This is a genomic window from Klebsiella sp. OBRC7, assembly GCF_000293135.1.
Lineage (GTDB): Bacteria > Pseudomonadota > Gammaproteobacteria > Enterobacterales > Enterobacteriaceae > Klebsiella > Klebsiella michiganensis.
The window spans coordinates 1-20,694 of the sequence record NZ_ALNJ01000038.1 but is presented as its reverse complement, the minus strand read 5'-3'; the positions used below and the strand labels follow the sequence as shown (position 1 = coordinate 20,694).

General features: G+C 51.6%; 22 protein-coding genes. 13 read left to right on the top strand and 9 right to left on the bottom strand.

Annotated elements, in window-relative coordinates:
* Window positions 1-92 precede the first annotated feature (92 nt).
* The 4 genes from HMPREF1144_RS10040 (at window position 93) to HMPREF1144_RS10025 (ending at window position 3,496) form a co-directional block, all read left to right on the top strand.
* Entirely contained in the window at window positions 93-965 is an 873-nt protein-coding gene (locus HMPREF1144_RS10040) for an aldo/keto reductase family oxidoreductase (protein ID WP_009652689.1), read from the top strand.
* Between the two features lie 385 nt (window positions 966-1,350).
* Window positions 1,351-2,052 (top strand): flagellar brake protein, encoded by a 702-nt coding sequence (locus HMPREF1144_RS10035; RefSeq protein ID WP_004853923.1) that lies wholly within the window; start codon window positions 1,351-1,353, stop codon window positions 2,050-2,052.
* 4 nt (window positions 2,053-2,056) lie between these two features.
* Window positions 2,057-2,641, top strand: a complete 585-nt coding sequence (locus HMPREF1144_RS10030; RefSeq protein WP_004853926.1) for a helix-turn-helix transcriptional regulator — start codon at window positions 2,057-2,059, stop codon at window positions 2,639-2,641.
* Between the two features lie 138 nt (window positions 2,642-2,779).
* Window positions 2,780-3,496, top strand: a complete 717-nt coding sequence (locus tag HMPREF1144_RS10025; RefSeq protein ID WP_004853928.1) for an EAL domain-containing protein — start codon at window positions 2,780-2,782, stop codon at window positions 3,494-3,496.
* A 57-nt stretch (window positions 3,497-3,553) separates the two neighbouring features.
* Here HMPREF1144_RS10025 and HMPREF1144_RS10020 read toward each other — a convergent pair whose 3' ends face one another.
* The 7 genes from HMPREF1144_RS10020 to HMPREF1144_RS09990 all read right to left on the bottom strand — a co-directional run bounded on the left by HMPREF1144_RS10020 (window position 3,554) and on the right by HMPREF1144_RS09990 (window position 10,612).
* Window positions 3,554-4,204, bottom strand: a complete 651-nt coding sequence (locus tag HMPREF1144_RS10020) for a fimbrial protein (RefSeq protein WP_004853929.1) — start codon at window positions 4,202-4,204, stop codon at window positions 3,554-3,556.
* A 14-nt stretch (window positions 4,205-4,218) separates the two neighbouring features.
* On the bottom strand, window positions 4,219-5,214 hold the full coding sequence (locus tag HMPREF1144_RS10015; RefSeq protein ID WP_004124708.1) for a fimbrial protein: 996 nt from the start codon (window positions 5,212-5,214) through the stop codon (window positions 4,219-4,221).
* Window positions 5,205-7,691, bottom strand: a complete 2,487-nt coding sequence (locus HMPREF1144_RS10010) for a fimbria/pilus outer membrane usher protein (protein ID WP_004853932.1) — start codon at window positions 7,689-7,691, stop codon at window positions 5,205-5,207. Before HMPREF1144_RS10010 ends, HMPREF1144_RS10015 begins: the two co-directional genes overlap by 10 nt.
* A gap of 11 nt (window positions 7,692-7,702) precedes the next feature.
* A complete protein-coding gene (locus HMPREF1144_RS10005; protein WP_004853935.1) occupies window positions 7,703-8,404 on the bottom strand; it encodes a molecular chaperone in 702 nt (233 codons plus the stop codon).
* Between the two features lie 126 nt (window positions 8,405-8,530).
* On the bottom strand, window positions 8,531-9,136 hold the full coding sequence (mrkA, locus tag HMPREF1144_RS10000) for a type 3 fimbria major subunit MrkA (protein WP_004853937.1): 606 nt from the start codon (window positions 9,134-9,136) through the stop codon (window positions 8,531-8,533).
* Window positions 9,137-9,530: 394 nt separating this feature from the next.
* A complete protein-coding gene (locus HMPREF1144_RS09995) occupies window positions 9,531-10,253 on the bottom strand; it encodes an ArsR/SmtB family transcription factor (RefSeq protein WP_009652688.1) in 723 nt (240 codons plus the stop codon).
* Window positions 10,254-10,294: 41 nt separating this feature from the next.
* Window positions 10,295-10,612 (bottom strand): antibiotic biosynthesis monooxygenase family protein, encoded by a 318-nt coding sequence (locus HMPREF1144_RS09990; RefSeq protein ID WP_004853941.1) that lies wholly within the window; start codon window positions 10,610-10,612, stop codon window positions 10,295-10,297.
* Between the two features lie 383 nt (window positions 10,613-10,995).
* On the opposite strand from HMPREF1144_RS09990, the gene HMPREF1144_RS09985 reads away from it, so the two are divergent.
* Window positions 10,996-11,205, top strand: coding sequence for a YdgH/BhsA/McbA-like domain containing protein (locus tag HMPREF1144_RS09985; protein ID WP_004105360.1), 210 nt, complete (start codon window positions 10,996-10,998; stop codon window positions 11,203-11,205).
* 200 nt (window positions 11,206-11,405) lie between these two features.
* On the opposite strand, the gene HMPREF1144_RS09980 is transcribed toward HMPREF1144_RS09985, so the two are convergent.
* Window positions 11,406-12,290: an EamA family transporter gene (locus HMPREF1144_RS09980; protein ID WP_004853943.1), complete on the bottom strand. Its 885-nt coding sequence runs from the start codon at window positions 12,288-12,290 to the stop codon at window positions 11,406-11,408.
* Window positions 12,291-12,370: 80 nt separating this feature from the next.
* On the opposite strand from HMPREF1144_RS09980, the gene HMPREF1144_RS09975 reads away from it, so the two are divergent.
* Window positions 12,371-12,877, top strand: coding sequence for a MarR family winged helix-turn-helix transcriptional regulator (locus tag HMPREF1144_RS09975; protein ID WP_004853946.1), 507 nt, complete (start codon window positions 12,371-12,373; stop codon window positions 12,875-12,877).
* Window positions 12,878-13,052: 175 nt separating this feature from the next.
* Here HMPREF1144_RS09975 and HMPREF1144_RS09970 read toward each other — a convergent pair whose 3' ends face one another.
* Entirely contained in the window at window positions 13,053-13,514 is a 462-nt protein-coding gene (locus HMPREF1144_RS09970) for an Lrp/AsnC family transcriptional regulator (protein ID WP_004853949.1), read from the bottom strand.
* Window positions 13,515-13,663: 149 nt separating this feature from the next.
* Between HMPREF1144_RS09970 and HMPREF1144_RS09965 the strand changes: the two genes are divergently transcribed.
* The 7 genes from HMPREF1144_RS09965 to HMPREF1144_RS09935 form a co-directional block, all read left to right on the top strand.
* Entirely contained in the window at window positions 13,664-14,275 is a 612-nt protein-coding gene (locus HMPREF1144_RS09965) for a LysE family translocator (protein ID WP_009652687.1), read from the top strand.
* Between the two features lie 1,012 nt (window positions 14,276-15,287).
* Window positions 15,288-15,890, top strand: a complete 603-nt coding sequence (locus HMPREF1144_RS09960) for a tyrosine-type DNA invertase (RefSeq protein ID WP_004853953.1) — start codon at window positions 15,288-15,290, stop codon at window positions 15,888-15,890.
* A gap of 567 nt (window positions 15,891-16,457) precedes the next feature.
* Window positions 16,458-17,048, top strand: a complete 591-nt coding sequence (locus HMPREF1144_RS09955) for a tyrosine-type DNA invertase (RefSeq protein ID WP_004853955.1) — start codon at window positions 16,458-16,460, stop codon at window positions 17,046-17,048.
* 499 nt (window positions 17,049-17,547) lie between these two features.
* On the top strand, window positions 17,548-18,096 hold the full coding sequence (gene fimA, locus HMPREF1144_RS09950; protein WP_009652685.1) for a type 1 fimbrial major subunit FimA: 549 nt from the start codon (window positions 17,548-17,550) through the stop codon (window positions 18,094-18,096).
* Between the two features lie 72 nt (window positions 18,097-18,168).
* Window positions 18,169-18,708, top strand: a complete 540-nt coding sequence (locus tag HMPREF1144_RS09945; protein ID WP_004853960.1) for a fimbrial protein — start codon at window positions 18,169-18,171, stop codon at window positions 18,706-18,708.
* A gap of 73 nt (window positions 18,709-18,781) precedes the next feature.
* Window positions 18,782-19,468: a fimbria/pilus periplasmic chaperone gene (locus HMPREF1144_RS09940; RefSeq protein WP_049078408.1), complete on the top strand. Its 687-nt coding sequence runs from the start codon at window positions 18,782-18,784 to the stop codon at window positions 19,466-19,468.
* Window positions 19,469-19,541: 73 nt separating this feature from the next.
* Window positions 19,542-20,694 (top strand): fimbria/pilus outer membrane usher protein (locus tag HMPREF1144_RS09935; RefSeq protein ID WP_042927460.1); only part of this gene is annotated, 1,153 nt, incomplete at its 3' end.

Genomic DNA, 20,694 nt, shown 5'->3' with positions numbered 1-20,694 from the left:
CCTCGCCGCACGTTCTGCCAACATTCTCCCCCCACCAATCTCCCTGACGGACATACACTTATCCCTTGCACACCAAGAGAGCAGGGGTTTATATGTCCAGCGTAAAATTATCCGGTACTGCGACGTTAGGCGATCGTCTGGTTTATCGTCTGGGATACGGGGCAATGCAGCTTGCGGGGCCCGGCGTCTTTGGCCCGCCAAAAGATCCGCAAACCGCGATCCGCGTACTGCAGGAAGCGGTCGAGTCGGGCGTCAATCATATTGATACCTCCGATTTTTACGGTCCACACGTGACTAATCAGCTCATTCGCCAGGCGCTGCATCCCTATTCCGCCGATCTATGCATCGTCACCAAAGTCAGCGCTCGCCGCGACGATAAAGGCAACTGGCTGCCCGCGATGTCGCCCGCGGAGCTCACTGCGGCGGTGGAGGATAATCTGCGCAATCTGGGCCTCGACGTGCTTGAGGTGGTGAACCTGCGCAGTATGCTCGGCACGCATGGCCCGGTTGAAGGTTCGCTGGAGGGCCCCTTAACCACCCTTCTGGAGCTGAAAGAACGCGGGTTGATTCGCCATATCGGGCTGAGTAACGTCACCGCCAGACAGGTGAGCGATGCGCAAAAACTGACGCCAATCGTCTGCGTTCAGAACCAATATAACGTGGCGAACCGTCAGGATGATCCGCTGATCGACGAGCTGGCGGCGCAAAATATCGCCTGGGTGCCCTTTTTCCCCCTCGGCGGTTTTACCCCGCTTCAGGCCCGGGAGCTTAACGAAGTCGCCGCTTCGCTTGACGCCACGCCGATGCAGGTAGCGCTGGCCTGGCTGCTCCAGCGCTCGCCGAATATCCTGCTCATTCCGGGCACCTCCTCGCAACAGCATCTGCACGAGAATCTTGCCGCCGCGCAATTAACGCTTCCACCAGAAGCGTTAGCCATTCTGGATAATCTCCAGCCCCACTCCTGATTTCAGGCTTCTGCGGATCGATATTCGCAGAAGCCTTCTCCTCAATATTTGCCTGGAATTACCTTAACGCCACTGGCACTATACATCCTACAAATTAGGCGTTATCCGCTTTATTCTCTTACGGATAACCCTATGCAAAGCATAGATTTAACTTTTTCGACTGGCCTCCTAATTGGAGGCTTCTGTCGTTTTTGTCTCGCCAAAATTTTCGAACTCTTGATTACAGGAAAAACAATATCTCATTCAAAGTTTATACAAATCAATTTAGCTGCAAAGATAGCTAACAACATCAAATGCTCATAAAAACATCTGGTTAACACAATCAGAATGTTTGTATTGCTATATAAAAAATCAACCACACAATAACAATTTACAAGGATTTCACATGACAGAGGGAACGATAAAGACGAGTAAGTATGAAATCATTGCTATTTTCAGGGAAGAACTCCGAAAGCAGGCGGAGATAGAAGTTTTTGTTAATAACAAAAGCACTATTACCCAGCTAACGCGGGTAGATTTTGCCGAGTTTCATATCTCCAGCACCAGCAAAATCCCCGCGGGGCATAAAGTTAAATTTATTCTGCATAGCGATTCAGGCAAAATCGAGTTTTGCTCTACGCTAAAGAAAAGCTATGCCGGCGGCGAAGGGAAATGCAGGAAGGTCGCATTTACCTTACCGGAATGTATCCAGGTGATACAACGCCGGCGCGATCCCCGATTTCGTCTGCGCCACGAGCACGAATTCTTCTGTCACGGCCGACACAAAAACGGAGAAAACTATCTATTCGAAATCAAAGACATTTCGGACGGCGGTTGCGCGCTGATGACCCGGAGCCCCAATCTGAAATTCCTCAGCCATAACGCCATCCTCAAGAACGCTATCCTCGCCCTCGCTGAATATGGCGAAATCACCGTAGATTTAGTTATAAAAAATGTTGTTATGGTGACTTTAGATGATAACGAAAAGTCAGATAGCTACTACCAGATTTCTTGTCAGTTTAAATTTCGCCATCTTGATAACAAGAAGCGAATAGAGAAAGTGCTGCTCGACTTGATTATGGAAGCCAAGAGAAAAAAGAGAGTCTGAACCATTGGACAGTATATTACTTTACACTGATGACAATATCATCGGGCAATCAATTCATGATTATATGATTGATCGCGCCAGGGATATCACCACCCTAAAACTTCAGGATATTGTGAAAGGGGTCAGCACCTCCCCGGCAGCGACTATTATTATCAATATCATTCATAAAGATATCTCTGCGGCCACAACGGTCGCATTACTGAACACTTTGCGCAAGCGCCTGGCGCATTGCGCGCTGCTGGTGCTGATCGTCAAAAGCGAGCTATCCAGCCTGTTCCGGGAGCTGCTTGATCTAGAAAACCTGTTGATTCTGACCGAAAAATCCTCGCTGGCAGACTACTCAGCCATCATCAGCAGGCCCTCAACCGCCGAGGGCTGCCAGGGGCTATGCACCCGCCGAAAGCTGACCGCCAGGGAACTTCAGGTGCTGGAGTTAATTATTGCCTGCAATAACAGTAAAAGGATTGCGGTGCTTCTCGACATTGATCATAAAACGGTCCACAGCCATAAGGTACATATTATGAAGAAACTCGGGATGAATAACTCGCGAATAATGAACAAAAGCATAGTCAATATGTATCAGTGCTAAAACCCAAAATATGTGGGTGACCAATCAAAACCCGATAATTTATTGGCGATAAGCCATTAATAATCATTCCCATCGGTAGAAAGGTCACCTATAATATTCTCCTCTCTTTACCTCTGACCTGATTTTTGACGAGAGATAATGAACGCAACTCTTTTTTCCAGGCATAATTTATCACGTAGCGATATATCCGTTCGTTATGTCTTTCAAAAAATGTTTTCCCCAAAAGGTACGCTCGTCGCCGTGGAGTGCCTGAGCCGCTTTGACCGCCTGTCTATATCGCCGGAAAATTTCTTTCGCTACGCCAATACGGGACTACGCGAAAGCATTTTTATGGAACAGCTGGCACTTATTGAAAAACATAAACAGTGGTTTAGGCAAAATGCTATCTCGGCGACGATTAATGTTGATGACCATATACTTAACGTATTGCAACGCCCGGAGATTAAAGCGCTCGTCGACCAAATCGGCTGCGTCCATTTTGAAGTGACCGAGAATTCCCATAATCTTTTGAATAATGCTCTCGCAACCTGGAATAACCCGCAAAGCACTACGCTCTGGCTCGATGATTTTGGCTCTGGCAACGCCGGCATTCACGCTATTCGCGACTATCATTTCGATTATGTCAAAATCGATAAAGACTTCTTCTGGCTTTTAATGCAAAAAGATTCCGGTCGTCCGTTAATGGATGCCCTCGTCACTTTCCTTTCCCGCAACCACCATAATGTGATTATTGAAGGTGTAGAAAGCGAAGCCCATAAGGCCTGGTTGCAGGGCATGGAATGGTTTGCTATTCAGGGACACTACTGGAAGGAAGTGAGCATTGAACAATTGGTCCAGGAAGATATCACCGCATAAATAAATGCCGGATAACTCCGGCATCAAAAGTCATACTCGCGCAATACCCTCTCCCCTTCAATTATAAACGAGCTCCCATGTTGCCCAACTGGTCAACGGGCCGCTGGTTGCTTTTTCCGGCGCGGGGGTCACGTAGCCGATGTAATAGGTAAATACGCCGCCATCGACCGCTTTTTCGACCAGCGGCACCCGGTTTTGCAAGGGGTCGGCCGGGACGATTTTATTACTTTTATCGAGGGTATTATTATCATTGGTCGACAGCGCGAGGAAAATATGGCTGGCGCCGTCCGCCCGCGTATTCCTCAGATAGCCCGCATTTTCATTGCCCACCGCATTGATTGTAAAGCCGTCAACCCAGCGGACGTTAACCAGGCGGATCTCGTCTTTATCCGCCGCGCCGCCGTCGTGACGCAGCTGGCAGTTCGAGAGTTCCAGCGTAAAAGGCTGCGGCTTCATAAATGCCCCGGCGCCGCGATCGTGAACTTCGGCCAGGCTGACCGGCGCCAGCCAGACGCTGCCGCTCCCGGCGTTGTTGCCGCCGTTTAGGGCCACGCTGCATGAGATATCGGTGACCCGTCCGGCAAAATCCACCCGCCCCCGATCGTAGTTGGTCTCAAAACCCGACGCCGGGAAGGCCATCAGCATCCCACTTATCAGAGCCAGCTGAATGAGTCGTTTGCTATTTTTATATTGTGCTGAATCACGCATACCCGCCTCCCGAATTAATCGTACGTCAGGTTAAAGATCATGTGCGACTCCACTTCACCGGTACTGGTGGTCGGCGCATATTGATAGAAACGCGCGTGCAGAGGCAGGGTGATGTATCGCGTTTCTTGCGTGCGCAGCGTACCGACGCTGTATTTCTTGTTGAATTCCAGCGGTACGCCCTCTTTCAGGACCTGGATACCAATTCCTTTCGCCAACGAGGAGCCGGATTTTTCGTTCAGCAGCGCACCTCGGCTCACCGTGGTGCCGGTGGCCAGCGTGCCGGAGAAAGAGGTCTGGATATTGGCGTATCCCGACTCGCTTAACCCGCCGCTGCACTGCAACTCAATATTAAAATCCTTCCCGCCCGCGGTGGTGCCGACGCCGTTGAGATCGCTGCGCTTGATGGTACCGACATCGACATTCATATTTTTGCCGCTCAGGATGGTACATGAGGGCGATACCACGGTGATGGCGTTGGCGCTGAGGCGGGTTTCGAGGATCGGGTTATTGCCGTTCTCCCAGTCGTAAGAGGTGTACTTACCTGCCGCCAGGGTTCCGCTGCCGGTCACGCTCGCGGTTTTAATCACCTCCAGCGTAAAGCGGGAGCCTTCCAGCGAGTAATTCGTGGTCCGGCTGACGTAGCTGGAGAACGTGTCAGGGTAGATAATATTGACCGTCGCCCCACCGCGGCTGAACCGCAGGCCGATCCCGGGCACGTTGGTGGAATAAATTTTATTTCCCAGATCGGTCGCCCCGGGGGCGACGATTTTGGCCACAAAGCGGTTAGTGCCGCTGCTGCAGCTATAGCTCGCCCCGCCCGGCGCCGACATGGTCCAGTCGCGGGACACGATCACCGAGCCTACCGGCAGATCCGGTGGAACTACCACCCGACCCACAACCATGTCGAGGCTAACCGTCGGCTGCGACAGGCGCGTACAGTACGCCCATGCCGACGTGGTCCCCATCGCCATTAAGCCAATAAAAAGCGTCAGTTTTTTCATTAGCGACATAGCGTTTCCTTTGTTTTTTCCTGACTTAATTCCACCGAGCACTGTCCGCCGCTCCACTTAACCGTGGCCTTCGGCGCGCTGGCGTCGCTGATAAACATCATGCTGCCCTGGCCCACCACGCCGATCTCTTTCCCGGAGGGGTTGTAAATCGTGGCGGCGAACGGTAGCGGCAACCCGTTTGCCTGACGCGCCTGCAGAGTGACGTTGTTCTGCAGCGTGGTATCGAAGGAGACCTTGACCACGCTCCCTTCCCACGGCACTACCTGCGCGACGGTACTGCCGAAGGCGACATCGTCGTTGCTGCCTTTCGGGTCAATTTCAACGGAATTTATCCGGTAAGGCCGCAGATACGGCAGAATGGCGTAGCCGTTGCTGTCGATGCGGGTACCCGGCGAGCCGGGCAACATCGCCCCCGCGGCGTCTTTCGCTTCGATCAGCGCCATGGTGGTGCCGCTTTCCGGCGAGAATACGACGCCGTGCTGATGCGCGATCAGTGTCCCGCTGGCACCTACGCCGCTCTGGCGATAGCCTTCGCCCTGGCTATAGCTGCCGTTCAGCGTCGTCCACGGGGTACGGTAACTGCCGTTCAGCGCTACATCGTGCTGACCGCCGGTTGAGGTGGTCGTCGACACGCCGTAGTTGAGGTTGTTTTCGCTATCCAGCGAACCGTTGACGCCAATTTGCGAGCTGGCGAAACGCGAATTATTAAACGCGGTATTCGACGTCAGGTTAGCCGTACGGTTTTCACCGAACCACAGCGGGTAGCTAAAGTTGAGTGACACGCGATCGTCGCGACGGTGGCCGGAGCTATCCGGGGTATAGACGCGCTGGGCGCTGACCGACCACGAGAGCCGACCGTACATGTTGTTGTAACTAAACTGGTACTGCTTCTCCGTTCCCGAACGGTTCCAGTAATCCGCCACCCGGCCGCTCAGGTAAAAACCGCCCCAGCCGTCCGGCAGGTTCTGGTTGACGGTAAAGGTCATCCCGTTTTTCTGGCGCCACACGGTGTAGTTGCTGCTGTAGTTCTTCTCCTGATCGACGGCGTAGAGGGCGTCGTTCAGGTTGTAGTAGCCTTTGGTGGAATAGCGATACGCCGCCAGCACGATGCTGGTCTGGGTTTCGGTAAACATGCGGTTAAAGGTGGCGCGATAGCTTTGACCGTGCTCGTCAAGGGTATCGCTCTTCAGCCGCGAATGGGTGACGTCGAATGAGAGCGCGCCGATGCCGGTATTCATCCCGGTCCCCAGCAGGAACGCCTGATAGTCATCAAATCCGGTGACGCCGGTATAGCCGGTAAACAGGTTATTTAAACCATGCTGCCAGGTTCCCTGGTAGAGCATCGGTTTATTACGCAGCGAACTATCGTCGACTTTACCGGCGGAGAGCGCGTAGCGGGTCATCCCCGGACGCAGCAGTTGCGCTACCGAGGCGTAAGGTACGCTAAATACCTCGACCGAACCATCGGCCTCTTTAACCGACACTTCCAGGTCGCTACCGTAGCCGGAAGGATAGACATCCTGCAGGGTAAACGGCCCCGGCGGCACCGTGGTCTGATAGATAATATTGCTGCCCTGGCGCACCGTCACCAGGGCGTTGCTTTGCGCCACGCCGCGAATTTCAGGGGCGTAGGAGCGCATGCCGTCCGGGAACATATTGTCATCGGTCGCCAGGTTAATCCCGCGCAGGCCGATGGTGTCAAAGAACTCGCCGTTGGTAAAAATCTGCCCGCCGCTGACTATCGAATTAATCTGCGGGATAGGCCGCTGCAGGTAGGTCTGGTTGCTGTTCCAGTGCGCTTTCCCCTGCTGCTGCTGCCAGTTCAGGTTACCGATATGCTTGAGTAGCCAGCCGTCCCACGACAGGCCCGCGTTAACGCCAAGATACGCGCTGCTGTTATCGGAACCGTTGGCCGAGGAGATATGGCTGTTCCAGGCGTTGGCCATCCAGCCTAAATTCAGCGCCGCAACGCCTTTATCCCAGAATTGCGGGCTGACAAAGTTTTTCAGGCGCTGATCTTCGTAGATTTGCGGTACGGCAATATCCAGTCTCAGGGAGGACTGAATCAGCGTGTCTTTGACGTTATCTTCGTGACGCCACTCCTGCAGGCGCCCGCAGAAGCCCTCTTTTTCGCTGAGCTGCGGATTTAATTTTTCCGGCGAAATACCATACTGCATCAGCATCGCTTTGGTATAGCAGACGCCCATTTTGCCGTCTTTACCGGCGGTGATTTTCAGGTCGTAGCGCCCTTTCCACTCGCCGTTGGTATACACATCAAGGGAATAGACGCCCTCGCTAATCGCGCTGGTCGAGAAACGCGACAGGTCGACCTTTTCGCGACTGCCGACGATAAAACCATCGTTAAACTGATAGATCGTTCCCGGGTTTTCCTGTCCGCTGGAAAATGGCGGAAAGCAGCACAGCGCAACCGCAATAGCCGTGCTTAATCTTCCCGGGCAGATTGACCTCTGCTTCATGATCGTTTCCCTTATTTGACGGTAACTTTCACTGCGACATCTGCGCCATAATCATTAATGTTGTTAACGGTCAAGGTCTCGCCTTTGCTCACCGCTGAAGAGAGGGCGATGGTCTGGCTGGACTGCGGGGCAAACATGACCGTTTTGCTGTTGAGCGCTTTGCCGCCGTTACGGGAGATACGGCTTACGGTGATATAAAAGGGCGTCGGATTACTGATGGACAGGCTGCTGCCGTTAGCGGAGAGCGCTAATTTCTCTGCCGCCGCATCGCGATTGCCTAATCCGCTGGGACGATAGATAAACTTAAAGCGCGAACGAATCGCCAACTGCAGAATATTTTGCCCTTCATTCTTCTGGCTGGCCTCAACCGGCGGTATTTCCAGCAGGTTCAGCCACCACAGCGTCTCTTTATCTTTAGCGAGACCCGCGCTGCTGCCGAGCTTAATACGCAGAGTCTGACCGCTTTTCGCATCTACGCGGGAAATAGGCGGCGTGATAATAAATGGCGTCGTAATGGTATCCGGCGTCGCGTCGGCATTACCGTTGTCCAGCCAGGCTTGCGCCAGCGCCGGACGGTCGGCGGTGTTAGAGAGCTGCACCGTTATTTCTTTTTCATTTCCTGGATAAATAAAGCGGGTGCCATTAACAATAATATTATTGGCGTGGGCCGCAAAACTCAAAATGAAACAGAAAAAAAGGGCAATACGCTTCATGCTGACCTCAGAATAAAAAAAATAAGCGGCAGCAGTGGCCGCTTTATTATTGTTGTATACCCTAAATAATTCGAATGACGGGTATAAACCGCCCCGGCGCGAGGCGGCTTTATCTCTCAGTCGATATTACTGATAGGTAATTTCGTAAGTCGCATAGCTGTTAACCACACCGGTGGTAACAGTCGTCGGGGTGCTGGTCGCGTAGCCGACGTAGTAGGTGAAGCGCGCGCCATCCTGAACGGCAGATGCGTCGCCGACCGCTTTAGGCTGAGTGCTGTCGCCCGGGATGATTTTTTTGGTCAGCGCGGTAGCGTTCTCGGTAGAGAGAACCAGTTGGATATTCTTCGCGCCAGCGGCTTCGGTGTTGGCCAGGTAGCCCTGCTGTTTAGCCGTTGCGCCAGCCAGCAGGTTACCGCCGGTCCAGTTCACGCCCAGTTTGCTCACATCGTCCTGTTTAGTACCATCAGCAGCCTGGCAGTCAGAAACATCGATGGTGAAAGATTTCGGTTTCAGATAAGTATCCGCCGCGGCAGCTTTAACTTCAGTTAAAGTAACCGGAGACAGATATACGTTCGCATCGCTGCCCTGGCCGTTTACGGAAACAGTACAAGATACGTCGGTAACTTTACCGAAGAAATTAACCTGACCGCCGCCTACATTGGTATCAGCAGCATGTGCAGCCATACCAAAAAACGCAGTCGCCATTGCAGCAGAGAGAAGAACCTTTTTCATTGCCATTTCCTTGTCAGAGTGAATTAAGTATCAATGAGCAAACAGTTAATTCGCACAAAAGTCAGAAGCGATTTGCGATGCTCACTTGTGCAACTGTTAATAGAAACTTCGACTGACCGGAGGCCGCAATATTTAAGGCGTCAGGAACGAATTCAATGAAAGAATTCGTCGAGGCTGTCGGCGTCAAAGAATGCTATTTTTCGCTGACAAATATACATATCTTCACGAGCTGTTAATCAATGTAACAGATAGCTCACAACTATTAATTGTATGGGATTGATAGCAATAAACGAAGCCATTGTTATTTACATTGAACGGGGAAAGGCGATATGGAATTAACAAAACAGCAACCTATCTTGTCATAGAAGGCTATTTCTCCACATAGAGAACACTCTTAATTAATCATCCGCGACGATCTTTCCGCCAACTGAAAATGCAGATGCAACGCGCGCCATCCTGCCGGCGTAATCGTCACTTCGCGAAATCCAGCGGTGGTGATAAACCAGCCTTTCTGGAGACCGTGCTGCAGCAGCGCCGCCCCGGCCGCCCCGCCAAGGTGAAGGCGGCGTTCGCTCCAGTCCAGACAACCGCAGCACGCTTTACGCCGCGAGATGCGTTTCACCGTCACCCCCAGGCGGGTAAAGTGCGCTTCCCCGGCGGGCGTCAGGGCCGTGCCGTCAGACGCTATCCACGCTTCGCGCAGCATAAAATCATACAGCGATACCGCCACTTCTCCGGCCAGATGATCGTAACAGGTACGCGCAACGCGCAAATTTACCGGCGTGCTGGTTGAGAGCGTCACCGCGCGCTTGCCAGCCATGGCCATCATATTCTCCAGCAAACTGGCGACATCGCTACCGGCCAGGCGGTAATAGCGATGGCGGCCCTGGGCAAGGCAACTCAATAAATCGCTGTTGACCAGGCGGCTAAGATGCGCGCTGGCGGTCGAGGGGGAAATATCCGCCACGGCGGAAAGCTCGGTGGCCGTCCACGCCCGGCCATCCATTAAGGCGCAAAGGATCTTTAGCCGCGAGGCATCGGCCATCGCCGACGCCACCAACGCCATCGCCTCGGCCAGTGACTCGTCATCTTCAATCAGCTCAACAGGTTTTAACATAGCGCCTCGCTTATTTTCCCCCACGGCAAACCGTAACCATATTACAGGGGAGCGGAATGTGAAGAACGGTATTCGCGCAGCATCTGAGCCACCCGAATGTGATAACAGGCGAAAATGCTCTCCCGCCCCTCTTTCTGCGCAGCCTGATGGCAAAGGTTGCGTTTCCATGCCAGCACTGCGTCCTCATCCCGCCACCAGGAGAGCGACAGAATTTTCCCCGCCGTGCTCAAACTTTGAAAACGCTCAATGGCGATAAAGCCGTCAATGTTGTTCAGCAGCGGCTTCAGTTCCGCCGCCAGCGCCAGGTAACGTTCCTGGCTTGCCGGAGTGACCTCGGCTTCAAAGAGTACTGCAATCATTTCGTCGTCCTCACGCAATCAGTATGAGAGCCACAGTAGCTTTCCACCCGAGCCAAATGCTTCGTTGATGGGCGAAATATGGCCGCCTTATTTGCTCAAAAAACACCCATTGCATTCACAAAAACAATAATTAATGAGCCGAAGCAGGAAAATTGCGCTTCTGGTCAGATTATTTTCTGTAACCAAAAACACGATTCAAGACAATCCATCCTTTTGTTTTTATTGAAAATAAAAAGTTAAAATTTGCTCACTCGTCATCATAGTGTCATAAAAATGTGATCTAAATCGCACTTTTTGCAACGCGCGTTATAGTTAGCAGACTTATTATAAGTCCATCGAAAGCAAACACGCTTTCCACCATAAAAGTTAAAAGGATAAACACCATGAAAAACGTAAAATTACTTGCCGCTGCCGGTATGCTGTCTCTGGTCTCTTTCGCTAGCTTCGCTCAGCCTGTTAGCGTAACTGCTGATACGCTGGACAACGCCGAAGCCAAAATCGCCGCCATTGCTAAAGACCAGGGCGAGTCTTACCACATTACCGAAGCGTATACCGGTAACCAGGTGCATATGACCGCCGAGCTGTCTAAATAACCGAATGGTTGCAGAGGGAGCTGCCGGACAGGTCGCCTGACGGCGGCTGGTCTGGCTCCCGCCACATAATAAGCACGCAGCAATGTCGAGCCCCTTAATGGGGCTTTTTTGTTGCTGGCGAACCGTGAACCCACAGCCCGGGCTGCGGGTTCACTGCAGTCCGGTAGCCCGGACAGATGTGCAGCATCGCCTCCGGGATGTTATCGGCCCGCGACGGCGCTCTTATTCGATAACGCACGCTGAATCGACAGCACGCTGAACAGCACAATCACCAGCCCCACCAGCGCCATTCCCTCAATTTTTTGTCCAAGGAAGATCCAGCCTAACAGCACCGCCGTCACCGGACTCAGCAGGCTCATCGCCGACACAGCCACTGGGGAAAGACGGCCGATGCCGCGAAACCACAGGCCATATGCCAGCATCGCCCCGGCAACGCACAGCCACAGATAGCCCGCCGCCTGAGTCAGCGTCACCTGATGCAGCGGCGGATCGACCAGAAACGCCATCGGCGCCAGTACGATACCGCCAATCAGCAGCTGCCAGCCGGTCAGTGCAACAACCGGCAAAGCGATCGCCCAGCGCCGCGATAGCCAGGTTCCCAGCGCCATACTCATCGCCCCCAGAAATGCGGCTGCGATCCCCAGCGGTTCGAGGGTGGTTTGCGGCGACAGCAGCAGCATCGCCATCCCCGCGATCCCCATCAATGCCGAGAGCACCGCCAGCCAGGGCGATCGCTGACGATCGACGCACCAGGCCAGCAGCATCACCAGCAGCGGCTGAATGGCGCCAATCACCGCCGCCAGACCGCCCGGCAGCCGATAGGCGGCAATAAACAGCAGCGCCTGAAACGCGCCGATATTCAGGATCCCGGTAACGATCAGCTTCCACCACTCGGCGCGCAGCGGGAAACGGCGACTCCAGATCAACAGAGCGATCCCGGCCGGCAGCACCCGCAGCAGCGCGGCGATAAACGGCCGCTCCGGCGGCAGGAACTGCGAGGTCACAATATAGGTGCTGCCCCAGATGGCGGGCGCCAGCGCGGTCAGCAGTAAATCAACGATCACATTACGCGAAACAAAGGCCATGATTTTATCTTCATATCAAGGTAAATTGTGGCCTAAGTATGTACCGACAGTTATCTTGATATCAAGACAAGTGAGCATGAATGGACAAATCACCGCAGACCGACGCCGTGGATCGCATTCTTGAACAGTGGAAACGGGAGCGTCCCGATCTCGATTGCAGCCCGATGGGGCCGATCGGCCGCCTGAAACGCTGCGCGCTGCTGCTGGAGCCGCGCATCGAAGCGGCCTTTGTGCGCCACGATCTGGTGCGCTGGGAGTTTGATATGCTGGCGACGTTACGCCGGGCGGGCGAGCCGTTCATGTTGTCGCCCACCCAGCTCTTTTCAACGTTAATGATCACCTCCGGCACCATGACTCATCGCCTGAAGGCGCTGGAAAAACGGGGGTTTATTCGCCGTCTGCCAAACCCGGAAGATGCCCGCAGTATGCTGGTGGCGCTAACGCCAGAGGGACGAGAGCTGATCGATAAGGCGGTGGAGAGCCACGTGGAGAATGAGCGGCAGCTGCTAAGTGGACTCTCTGCGGCGCAACGCCAGCAGCTCGATGAAGCGCTGACGATTTTTATGCGCCTGCTGGAAAAAGAGTAATACCCACCCGCTTTGAATAAGGCGCTTACCTTGTTGCCGGATGGCGGTTGACGAAGCACCACCGTTTTTTCCCGGAGGCGATGCTTGCGCATCTGTCCGGGCTACGGCTGTTAGCCTGTAGCCCGGGCAGGCGCTGTGCGCCGCCGCCCCGGGAGCAAAACGCAGAGCGGCATAATCACCCCTTACCAAGCGGAAACGGGCGATCCTGCACAACCGTTTTCATCACCAGCGTCGACCGCAGGTGCTGCACGCCGGGCATTGCCGAGAGTTTGTCATCATACAGCTTCTGGAACGCCGGGAGATCGCGGGTCACCACGTGCATCAGGTAGTCCGGATCGCCAAACAGGCGCTGCGCCAGCACGATTTGCGGTATCTCTTCCACCGCCTCCTCAAACGCGCTTACCGCTTTCTTATCGCCCTCTTTTAGCGTCGCGAAGACGATCGCCAAAAAATTAAAGCCCATTTTGGCCGGATCCAGATTGGCCCGATAGCCGGTAATCACGCCTTCCTGCTCCAGCGACCGCAGCCGTCGATGACAGGGCGAAAGGCTGAGATTCACCCGCTCGGCCAGTTCGGTTATCGACAGCCGCCCGTCAGCCTGTAGCTCAGCAAGAATTTTTCGATCGATGCTATCCATTTGGAAGATTTTCCCCAGTTATAACGCCTTAGAGCATAACATTGAAAGCTCATTGCGCAATAAACTCGATATTCTTTCCCTCAAATAACCACCGCTTAACGAGGAAAAATGATGAGAAATCGCCGTCAGCACGCAGAAGTGAGCCATCCATGGAAATGAGCTTTATCGCCAGCTTTTGGCTGGTCTCCTTTCTGCTGATCATCACGCCGGGCGCTGACTGGGCCTATACCATCAGCGCGGGGATCAACGGACGGCGCGTGATACCCGCCGTCGCCGGACTGATGTCTGGCCACCTGCTGGCCACGCTGATCGTCGTCGCCGGAATCGGCGTGTTAATCGCCAATCATCCGCTGGCGCTGTCGACGCTCACGCTGCTGGGCGCGGGCTATCTGATGTGGCTGGGGATCGCTATTTTGCGCCATCCGCCAACGCCAGGTGCACAGCAGCATAGCGCGGGCAGCTGGAATCGCTGGGCGCTTAAGGGGTTATGCATTAGCGGCTTGAATCCAAAAGTCTTTCTTCTGTTTCTGGCCCTGCTGCCGCAGTTTACCGACCCCCAGGGAAGCTGGTCTCTGGCCCAGCAGATGTCGGCGCTGGGCGGTATTCATCTGGTGACCTGCACGCTGGTTTACCTGATAGTTGGATATTGTTCACGCGCTATCTTAAAAACCCGACCGCATGTGGCGTATTTAATTAGTATGCTATCCGGCTCTATTATGATTCTGACCGCCTCCATCCTGATTTACGGAGAGCTGGCATAACCAAAGCGCCAGGGTGTGAGAACAGAACCGGGCTCACACTCTGTCTTATTAGTCATTGTGCCGAAGCTAAGGCTCAGAACTTATCTGTGAATATGCATAGGCAGATCTTTTATTAAGCACAATTATTTTACACATGTAACATCGCCACTTTCCCTCTCATCCATTACGTAGTTATACGTAATATCCCTCCACCTCAAATGAGGCCCATAATTTTTGTCAGGCGATTTTTTGTTTTGTTTAACATGTGTTGTAGTTTCTCTTTAATAAAGTGGTTATATTACCACCACGCTTCCATCACCCCTAAAAACATATAACCAATTGATTTAAATGGAATTAACAAAATAAAAATAATTGAAATCTCTTCAGAATTGTACATTTAAAGACACATTAGCATTAGTGAAAATGATATCAAAAAAAGCACAAGTATAAAAAATTATAAAATTCACCATACAAATTAAACATAATAAATAAGTATGAGAAACATATGGATTAATATTATAAAAATTTAATATCCGTGGTTCAGGCGGTACACAACACCATTATGCCAACCGTGATGACGTTGACTGCCAGGGACGGGATTTCCGCTGAGAGAGGTAATTTCGACCCGTTACATACTTACCCAGAATGATAATAATTTGAGACACACAGATTAAAATAAATAAGCAACATTCCTCGTCGATAAGCAATGGAGTAATTATACATAACCTAAATAATTAAAAATGCAGGACCAGCGATTAACCATTTCCAATAGCGTTTACGCTGGTCCCGAAGAGGTGAGGCTGAAGGGTGAGTCTCCGCGAACTGACTGGAATCTGTCGCAGGGGTAAGCAACAAGTCTTTCAAAAACAGATTTGCACGTCGCTGAGCGACGATGCGTAAGGGTAAGTCATCCAGGATGATGACGCGTCACTCAGCAGTCAGCGCACACGTACCCTGAAGTATGACGGATATAAATGAGTTGAATGACTGTTAGCTGAATGCTATCTCCATATAGCGTAATAAAAGGGACATTATGAAAAGCAATGCAGGCAATACGAAAAGGAATTTCTTAACGCAAAATGAAATTGAGGCACTGCTGGCCGCAGCGAAAACAGGACCTCACGCCATACGTAACTACTGTTTGACATTACTGTGCTTTATTCACGGGCTACGCGCCAGCGAGATCTGCCGTCTGCGGGTCTCAGATATCGATCTCCAGTCAAAATGCATCTACGTCCACCGGCTTAAAAGAGGGTTCTCGACCTCTCATCCATTAATTCATAAAGAAATTGAGGCCTTAAAACGCTGGCTGGCTATCCGGGAAACCTATCCGCAAGCGAACAGCGAATGGTTGTTTTTATCACGTAAAGGAAACCCTCTATCACGGCAGCAGTTTTATCATGTTATCTCAGTCGCGGGTGGAAATGCCGGTCTTCCAATAGAAATCCATCCTCATATGCTTCGCCACTCCTGCGGTTTCGCTCTGGCCAACATGGGGATTGATACCCGTCTGATTCAGGACTATCTCGGGCATCGAAATATTCGCCATACCGTCTGGTACACCGCCAGCAATGCCGGTCGTTTCTATGGTATCTGGGATAGCGCCCGAGATAAAAAAAGGCGAGTTATTTTATAACCCTTCTCTTCGACGCCGATTACGGCGTCGAAATCCTTCCGTACGCAGCAAAATCATCTTTAGCGCCAACCTATACCCAATCGTTATTATTAAAATTGAAACAGTCACGCATATAACTACATTGCAAAATAATTAAGATATTCCGCACTGATTTTCTGAAATGCAAAATTTTTAAGTGAGACATTTCTTAAACACATCAAACTTAATTATTTTTTCTTTAATATTAATAACCTGATAGCAGATGGACTGCGCGTCTCTTGTGATATCAAATAAAATCGATAACCATGATGGGTGACAACTTTATCAGTTTGCACTTATCACAGCTTTAGTTATCCGTATTTATATACCCTAAATAAATCGCGTTGCAGGACAAAACGGTTAATCGTTTTGAACAGCGCTTGTGCTGGCCGCGTAAGGAGGAGGCCGAGTATTGCCAACGCACAAGCAACTTGAGATATGACGGGTCTATACGCAGATGATTTTCGGCTTTGTTGCGGCGCGTCTGACTCACTCTGATGATTTGTCCCGCGACATCCGCCCACATGCATATATCAGGAGTTATACATTATGAATCGACGTCGTTTTCTAACAGCTAAAGAAGTTCAGGCAATGATGTTAGCTGTACGTCATGGCCCTACCGGCGAACGCGATCATTGTCTGATCTTGTTAGCGTTTCGCCATGGTATGCGCATTAGTGAACTTCTTGATTTGCATTATCGGGATTTTGATCTCAATGAAGGACGCATCAATATCCGTCGTCTGAAGAACGGCTTCTCGACGGTTCACCCGCTACGTTTTGATGAACGTGAAGCGCTTGAATGCTGGAGCCACATTCGTGCCAGTTGGTATAGGGCTGATAAAAGCGATGCGGTGTTTATCTCGCGCCGCGGGACCCGCCTTTCACGACAACAGGCTTACCGCATCATTAAAAGCGCAGGTATCGCTGCCGGCACCGCTACGCCTACCCATCCGCATATGTTACGCCATGCCTGTGGTTACGAACTGGCAGAAAGAGGTGCGGATACAAGGCTAATACAGGATTATCTCGGTCATCGTAACATTCGCCACACAGTACGATATACCGCCAGTAACGCTGCTCGATTTGCTGGATTATGGGAGAGGAAAAACTTATTAGCTGAAAATTTGCACAATCAATAACTTATGGTTAACTTATTGATTCCTTAGGTTTTTTTTGAAAAATGAATGGGTCAATTAGGACCAAACTGTCCATATAATAAAAATGTTTTGAAACACTTTGCAACTCAAATATGTTTTCTTTTGATAAAAAAACTTTAACTAATTGATTTATAAATAAATTATCACATTACATTTATTGTATTCCTCCTCCTGCTTCAGCATATTCGCTTTTCCATCGACTCTCATCATCAGCTTGTTTGTTTTCCTTTCCTGTCTCAGGAATCACTATAAACCTCCAGAAACACAAGAAAATTCAGATTAAAAACCCGCATAAAAAAATGAAAAGCGACAAAACAAGATATTTACTTCAATGAGTCAAAATGGTCCTAACTGTTACATCAGTCAGGTAAAAACTTTGAAGAACCGGCAGTCGGACCATCGGCTAAAAATGGAGTGCCTGGGAGGCATAACGACTGCCAACAACGGTTCGTAATATTGATAATGTTTAAAGGAAAACAACATGAAAATCAAAACACTGGCTATTGTTGCTCTGTCAGCTCTTTCCCTGAGTTCCACCGCTGCTCTGGCTGCCACCACCACCGTAAACGGCGGCACCGTGCATTTTAAAGGGGAAGTGGTCAACGCAGCCTGTGCGGTAGATGCCGGTTCTCTCGATCAAACCGTTATGTTAGGTCAGGTACGTTCAGCAAAACTGGCTACCGCTGGCAGCACCAGCTCTTCCGTTGGATTCAATATCCAGTTGGATGATTGCGACACCACCGTTTCAACAAAAGCATCTGTTGCTTTCTCTGGCACAGCGGTTAATAGCACCAACACAACCGTGCTGGCCCTGCAGAACTCTGCAGCGGGTAGCGCAACCAACGTTGGCGTACAGATCCTCGACAGCGCAGGCACCCCGCTGGCACTGGATGGCACGACCTTCAGCAAAGCCTTTATCCTGAACGACGGCACTAGCGTCATTCCGTTCCAGGCTCGCTACTACGCAACCGGTGCAGCTACTGCCGGTATCGCGAACGCTGACGCAACCTTCAAAGTACAGTACGAATAATCCATTTGTTTGCAGGGAAGCAATTCGGGCCAGGGATGGCCCGTTTTTCACTAAACAACTGGAGCGATCACGATGCATAAAATGAGATCAGCTTTGTTCATTTTTCTGCTACCGACACTCGCCCTGGCGGGTAATCGATGGAACGTCACTTTACCTGGTGGAAATATGCGTTTTCAGGGAGAAATTATCGCTGAATCCTGCCGGGTGGAAGCCGGGGATCGGCAGATGGTTGTCACTATGGGGCAGATTGCCAGTAACCGATTTCATGCAACCGGCGAGGATGCCATCTCAGTACCTTTTGATATTCATCTGCAGGAGTGTAATACCGCCGTTAGCCAGCATGTTGGCGTGGCGTTCACCGGCGTCGCGGACGGTAAGAATCCGGACGTACTCTCGGTTGGCGAGGGTCCGGGCATCGCTACGGGTATAGGTATCGCTCTCTTTGACAAAGATAACAGTCTTATACCGCTTAACCAGCCTCCCAGAAGATGGATGCAAATTTATACCGGCCCTACCACTCTCCATTTCGTAGCGAAGTATCGGGCCACAGGAAAACAGGTAACCGGGGGCGTCGCAAATGCGCAGGCCTCGTTCTCTTTAACCTATCAATAATTAGCCAGCCGGCCTACCGATAAGGGAAATAACGGTGAATACACAAGGAAGATATGTGAAAAATACGCTGAAAATGACACGTAGCCTGCTGGCTGGCGCGATGATGACAGTCCTGGCTGGCTTTACCTTCTCCGCTGAAGCAGGTGTGGCTCTGGGGGCAACACGAGTTGTTTATCCGTCCGACCTCAAGCAGGTCCAGTTAGCCGTTACTAATAATGACGAGAAAAGCGCCTATTTAATTCAATCGTGGATAGAGAATAATGATGGCGGCAAAGATGGTCGTTTTGTCATTACGCCACCACTATTTTCGATGCAGGGGAAAAAAGAAAATACTCTGCGAATTATCGATGCTACCAACAATCAATTACCGCAGGATCGGGAAACGCTGTTCTGGATTAACGTTAAAGCTATTCCCTCAATGGATAAATCAAAGCTTAATGATAATACCTTACAGCTGGCGATTATCAGCCGTATTAAGCTCTATTATCGCCCGGCAAACCTGGCCCTATCGCCAGATCAGGCTGCCGAAAAATTAATATTTCGTCGTAATGGAAATATGCTCACGCTGAGCAATCCGACGCCCTACTACCAGACGGTCACCGAGCTCAACGCCGGAAAACACGTACTGGAAAATGCGCTGGTTCCACCTTTGGGAGAAACTTCCGTCAAATTACCGTCAGATGCTGGTAGCGAAATTACCTATCGGACGATTAATGATTATGGCGCACTGACCCCGAAAATGAAGGGCAAAACACAATAACTTAAGGCGATAGTGAACGCTACCGCTTGAAATAAAAAGAACTGACAGCCGGTAATTTTTGACCGGAGGGACTATGTCATATTTGAAATATGGACTTTATTATTTAGGCTCACAGTGTATTCGACGCAACCACCTGCGCCCAACACGCATCCTGGCCAGGATTCCCCTTTTTGTTTTACTCACCTCACAGACTTTTTCTGCACAGGCTGAGCTTTATTTCAATCCGCGGTTCCTGTCAGACGATCCTACAGCCGTAGCGGATCTGTCCGGTTTTGAAAATGGACAAGAGATACCGCCGGGAACGTACCGTGTGGATATCTATCTCAATGACGGTTACATGACCACCCGTGACGTCACCTTCAATGCCGGAGATAAAGACAAAGGATTACTGCCCTGCCTTACCCGCGGGCAGCTGGCCAGCATGGGCGTCAGCACCGGTTCAGTTGCAGGACTAAAAGAGCTGCCCGCGGATAGCTGCGTCCCATTAATTGAGATGATAGAAGATATCACTATCCGTTTCGATGTGGCTCAACAACGCCTTTACCTTACCATTCCTCAGGCATTTATGGGCAATCGCGCACGCGGTAGCATTCCCCCAGAGCTGTGGGATGATGGCATCAATGCGCTACTGCTTAACTACAACTTCACCGGCAACAACGTGCACAACGACGTCGGCGGCAGCAGCAACTACGCGTACCTGAACCTGCAGACCGGGCTGAACCTCGGCGCCTGGCGCCTGCGCGACAACACCACCTGGAGCTACAGCAGCGGTGCCGCAAACAACGAAAATCAATGGCAGCACATTAATACCTGGCTGGAGAGGGATATCACGCCGTTACGCTCGCGTCTGACCCTCGGCGACAGCTATACCAACGGCGATATTTTTGACGGCATCAACTTCCGCGGCGCGCAGCTCGCTTCCGACGACAATATGCTGCCGGACAGCCAGAAGGGGTTCGCCCCGGTCATTCACGGGATTGCCCGCGGCACGGCCCAGGTATCGGTCAAACAGAACGGCTATGAGATCTACCAGAGCACGGTGCCGCCCGGCCCGTTTACCATCAACGATCTCTACGCCGCAGGCAACGGCGGGGACCTGCAGGTGACCATCAAAGAGGCCGACGGCAGCAGCCAGGTCTTCTCTGTCCCTTACTCCTCCGTTCCGGTGCTCCAGCGCGAGGGCCATACCCGCTATGCCGTTACCGCCGGGGAGTACCGCAGCGGCA

Bases quoted from the DNA above. Each gene is read 5' to 3' on its own strand.
- HMPREF1144_RS10040 (WP_009652689.1), top strand. From the start codon at position 93: ATGTCCAGCGTAAAATTATCCGGTACTGCGACGTTAGGCGATCGTCTG.
- HMPREF1144_RS10035 (WP_004853923.1), top strand. From the start codon at position 1,351: ATGACAGAGGGAACGATAAAGACGAGTAAGTATGAAATCATTGCTATT.
- HMPREF1144_RS10025 (WP_004853928.1), top strand. From the start codon at position 2,780: ATGAACGCAACTCTTTTTTCCAGGCATAATTTATCACGTAGCGATATA.
- HMPREF1144_RS10020 (WP_004853929.1), bottom strand. From the start codon at position 4,204: ATGCGTGATTCAGCACAATATAAAAATAGCAAACGACTCATTCAGCTG.
- HMPREF1144_RS10015 (WP_004124708.1), bottom strand. From the start codon at position 5,214: ATGTCGCTAATGAAAAAACTGACGCTTTTTATTGGCTTAATGGCGATG.
- HMPREF1144_RS10010 (WP_004853932.1), bottom strand. From the start codon at position 7,691: ATGAAGCAGAGGTCAATCTGCCCGGGAAGATTAAGCACGGCTATTGCG.
- HMPREF1144_RS10005 (WP_004853935.1), bottom strand. From the start codon at position 8,404: ATGAAGCGTATTGCCCTTTTTTTCTGTTTCATTTTGAGTTTTGCGGCC.
- mrkA (WP_004853937.1), bottom strand. From the start codon at position 9,136: ATGAAAAAGGTTCTTCTCTCTGCTGCAATGGCGACTGCGTTTTTTGGT.
- HMPREF1144_RS09995 (WP_009652688.1), bottom strand. From the start codon at position 10,253: ATGTTAAAACCTGTTGAGCTGATTGAAGATGACGAGTCACTGGCCGAG.
- HMPREF1144_RS09990 (WP_004853941.1), bottom strand. From the start codon at position 10,612: ATGATTGCAGTACTCTTTGAAGCCGAGGTCACTCCGGCAAGCCAGGAA.
- HMPREF1144_RS09985 (WP_004105360.1), top strand. From the start codon at position 10,996: ATGAAAAACGTAAAATTACTTGCCGCTGCCGGTATGCTGTCTCTGGTC.
- HMPREF1144_RS09980 (WP_004853943.1), bottom strand. From the start codon at position 12,290: ATGGCCTTTGTTTCGCGTAATGTGATCGTTGATTTACTGCTGACCGCG.
- HMPREF1144_RS09975 (WP_004853946.1), top strand. From the start codon at position 12,371: ATGGACAAATCACCGCAGACCGACGCCGTGGATCGCATTCTTGAACAG.
- HMPREF1144_RS09970 (WP_004853949.1), bottom strand. From the start codon at position 13,514: ATGGATAGCATCGATCGAAAAATTCTTGCTGAGCTACAGGCTGACGGG.
- HMPREF1144_RS09965 (WP_009652687.1), top strand. From the start codon at position 13,664: ATGGAAATGAGCTTTATCGCCAGCTTTTGGCTGGTCTCCTTTCTGCTG.
- HMPREF1144_RS09960 (WP_004853953.1), top strand. From the start codon at position 15,288: ATGAAAAGCAATGCAGGCAATACGAAAAGGAATTTCTTAACGCAAAAT.
- HMPREF1144_RS09955 (WP_004853955.1), top strand. From the start codon at position 16,458: ATGAATCGACGTCGTTTTCTAACAGCTAAAGAAGTTCAGGCAATGATG.
- fimA (WP_009652685.1), top strand. From the start codon at position 17,548: ATGAAAATCAAAACACTGGCTATTGTTGCTCTGTCAGCTCTTTCCCTG.
- HMPREF1144_RS09945 (WP_004853960.1), top strand. From the start codon at position 18,169: ATGCATAAAATGAGATCAGCTTTGTTCATTTTTCTGCTACCGACACTC.
- HMPREF1144_RS09940 (WP_049078408.1), top strand. From the start codon at position 18,782: ATGACACGTAGCCTGCTGGCTGGCGCGATGATGACAGTCCTGGCTGGC.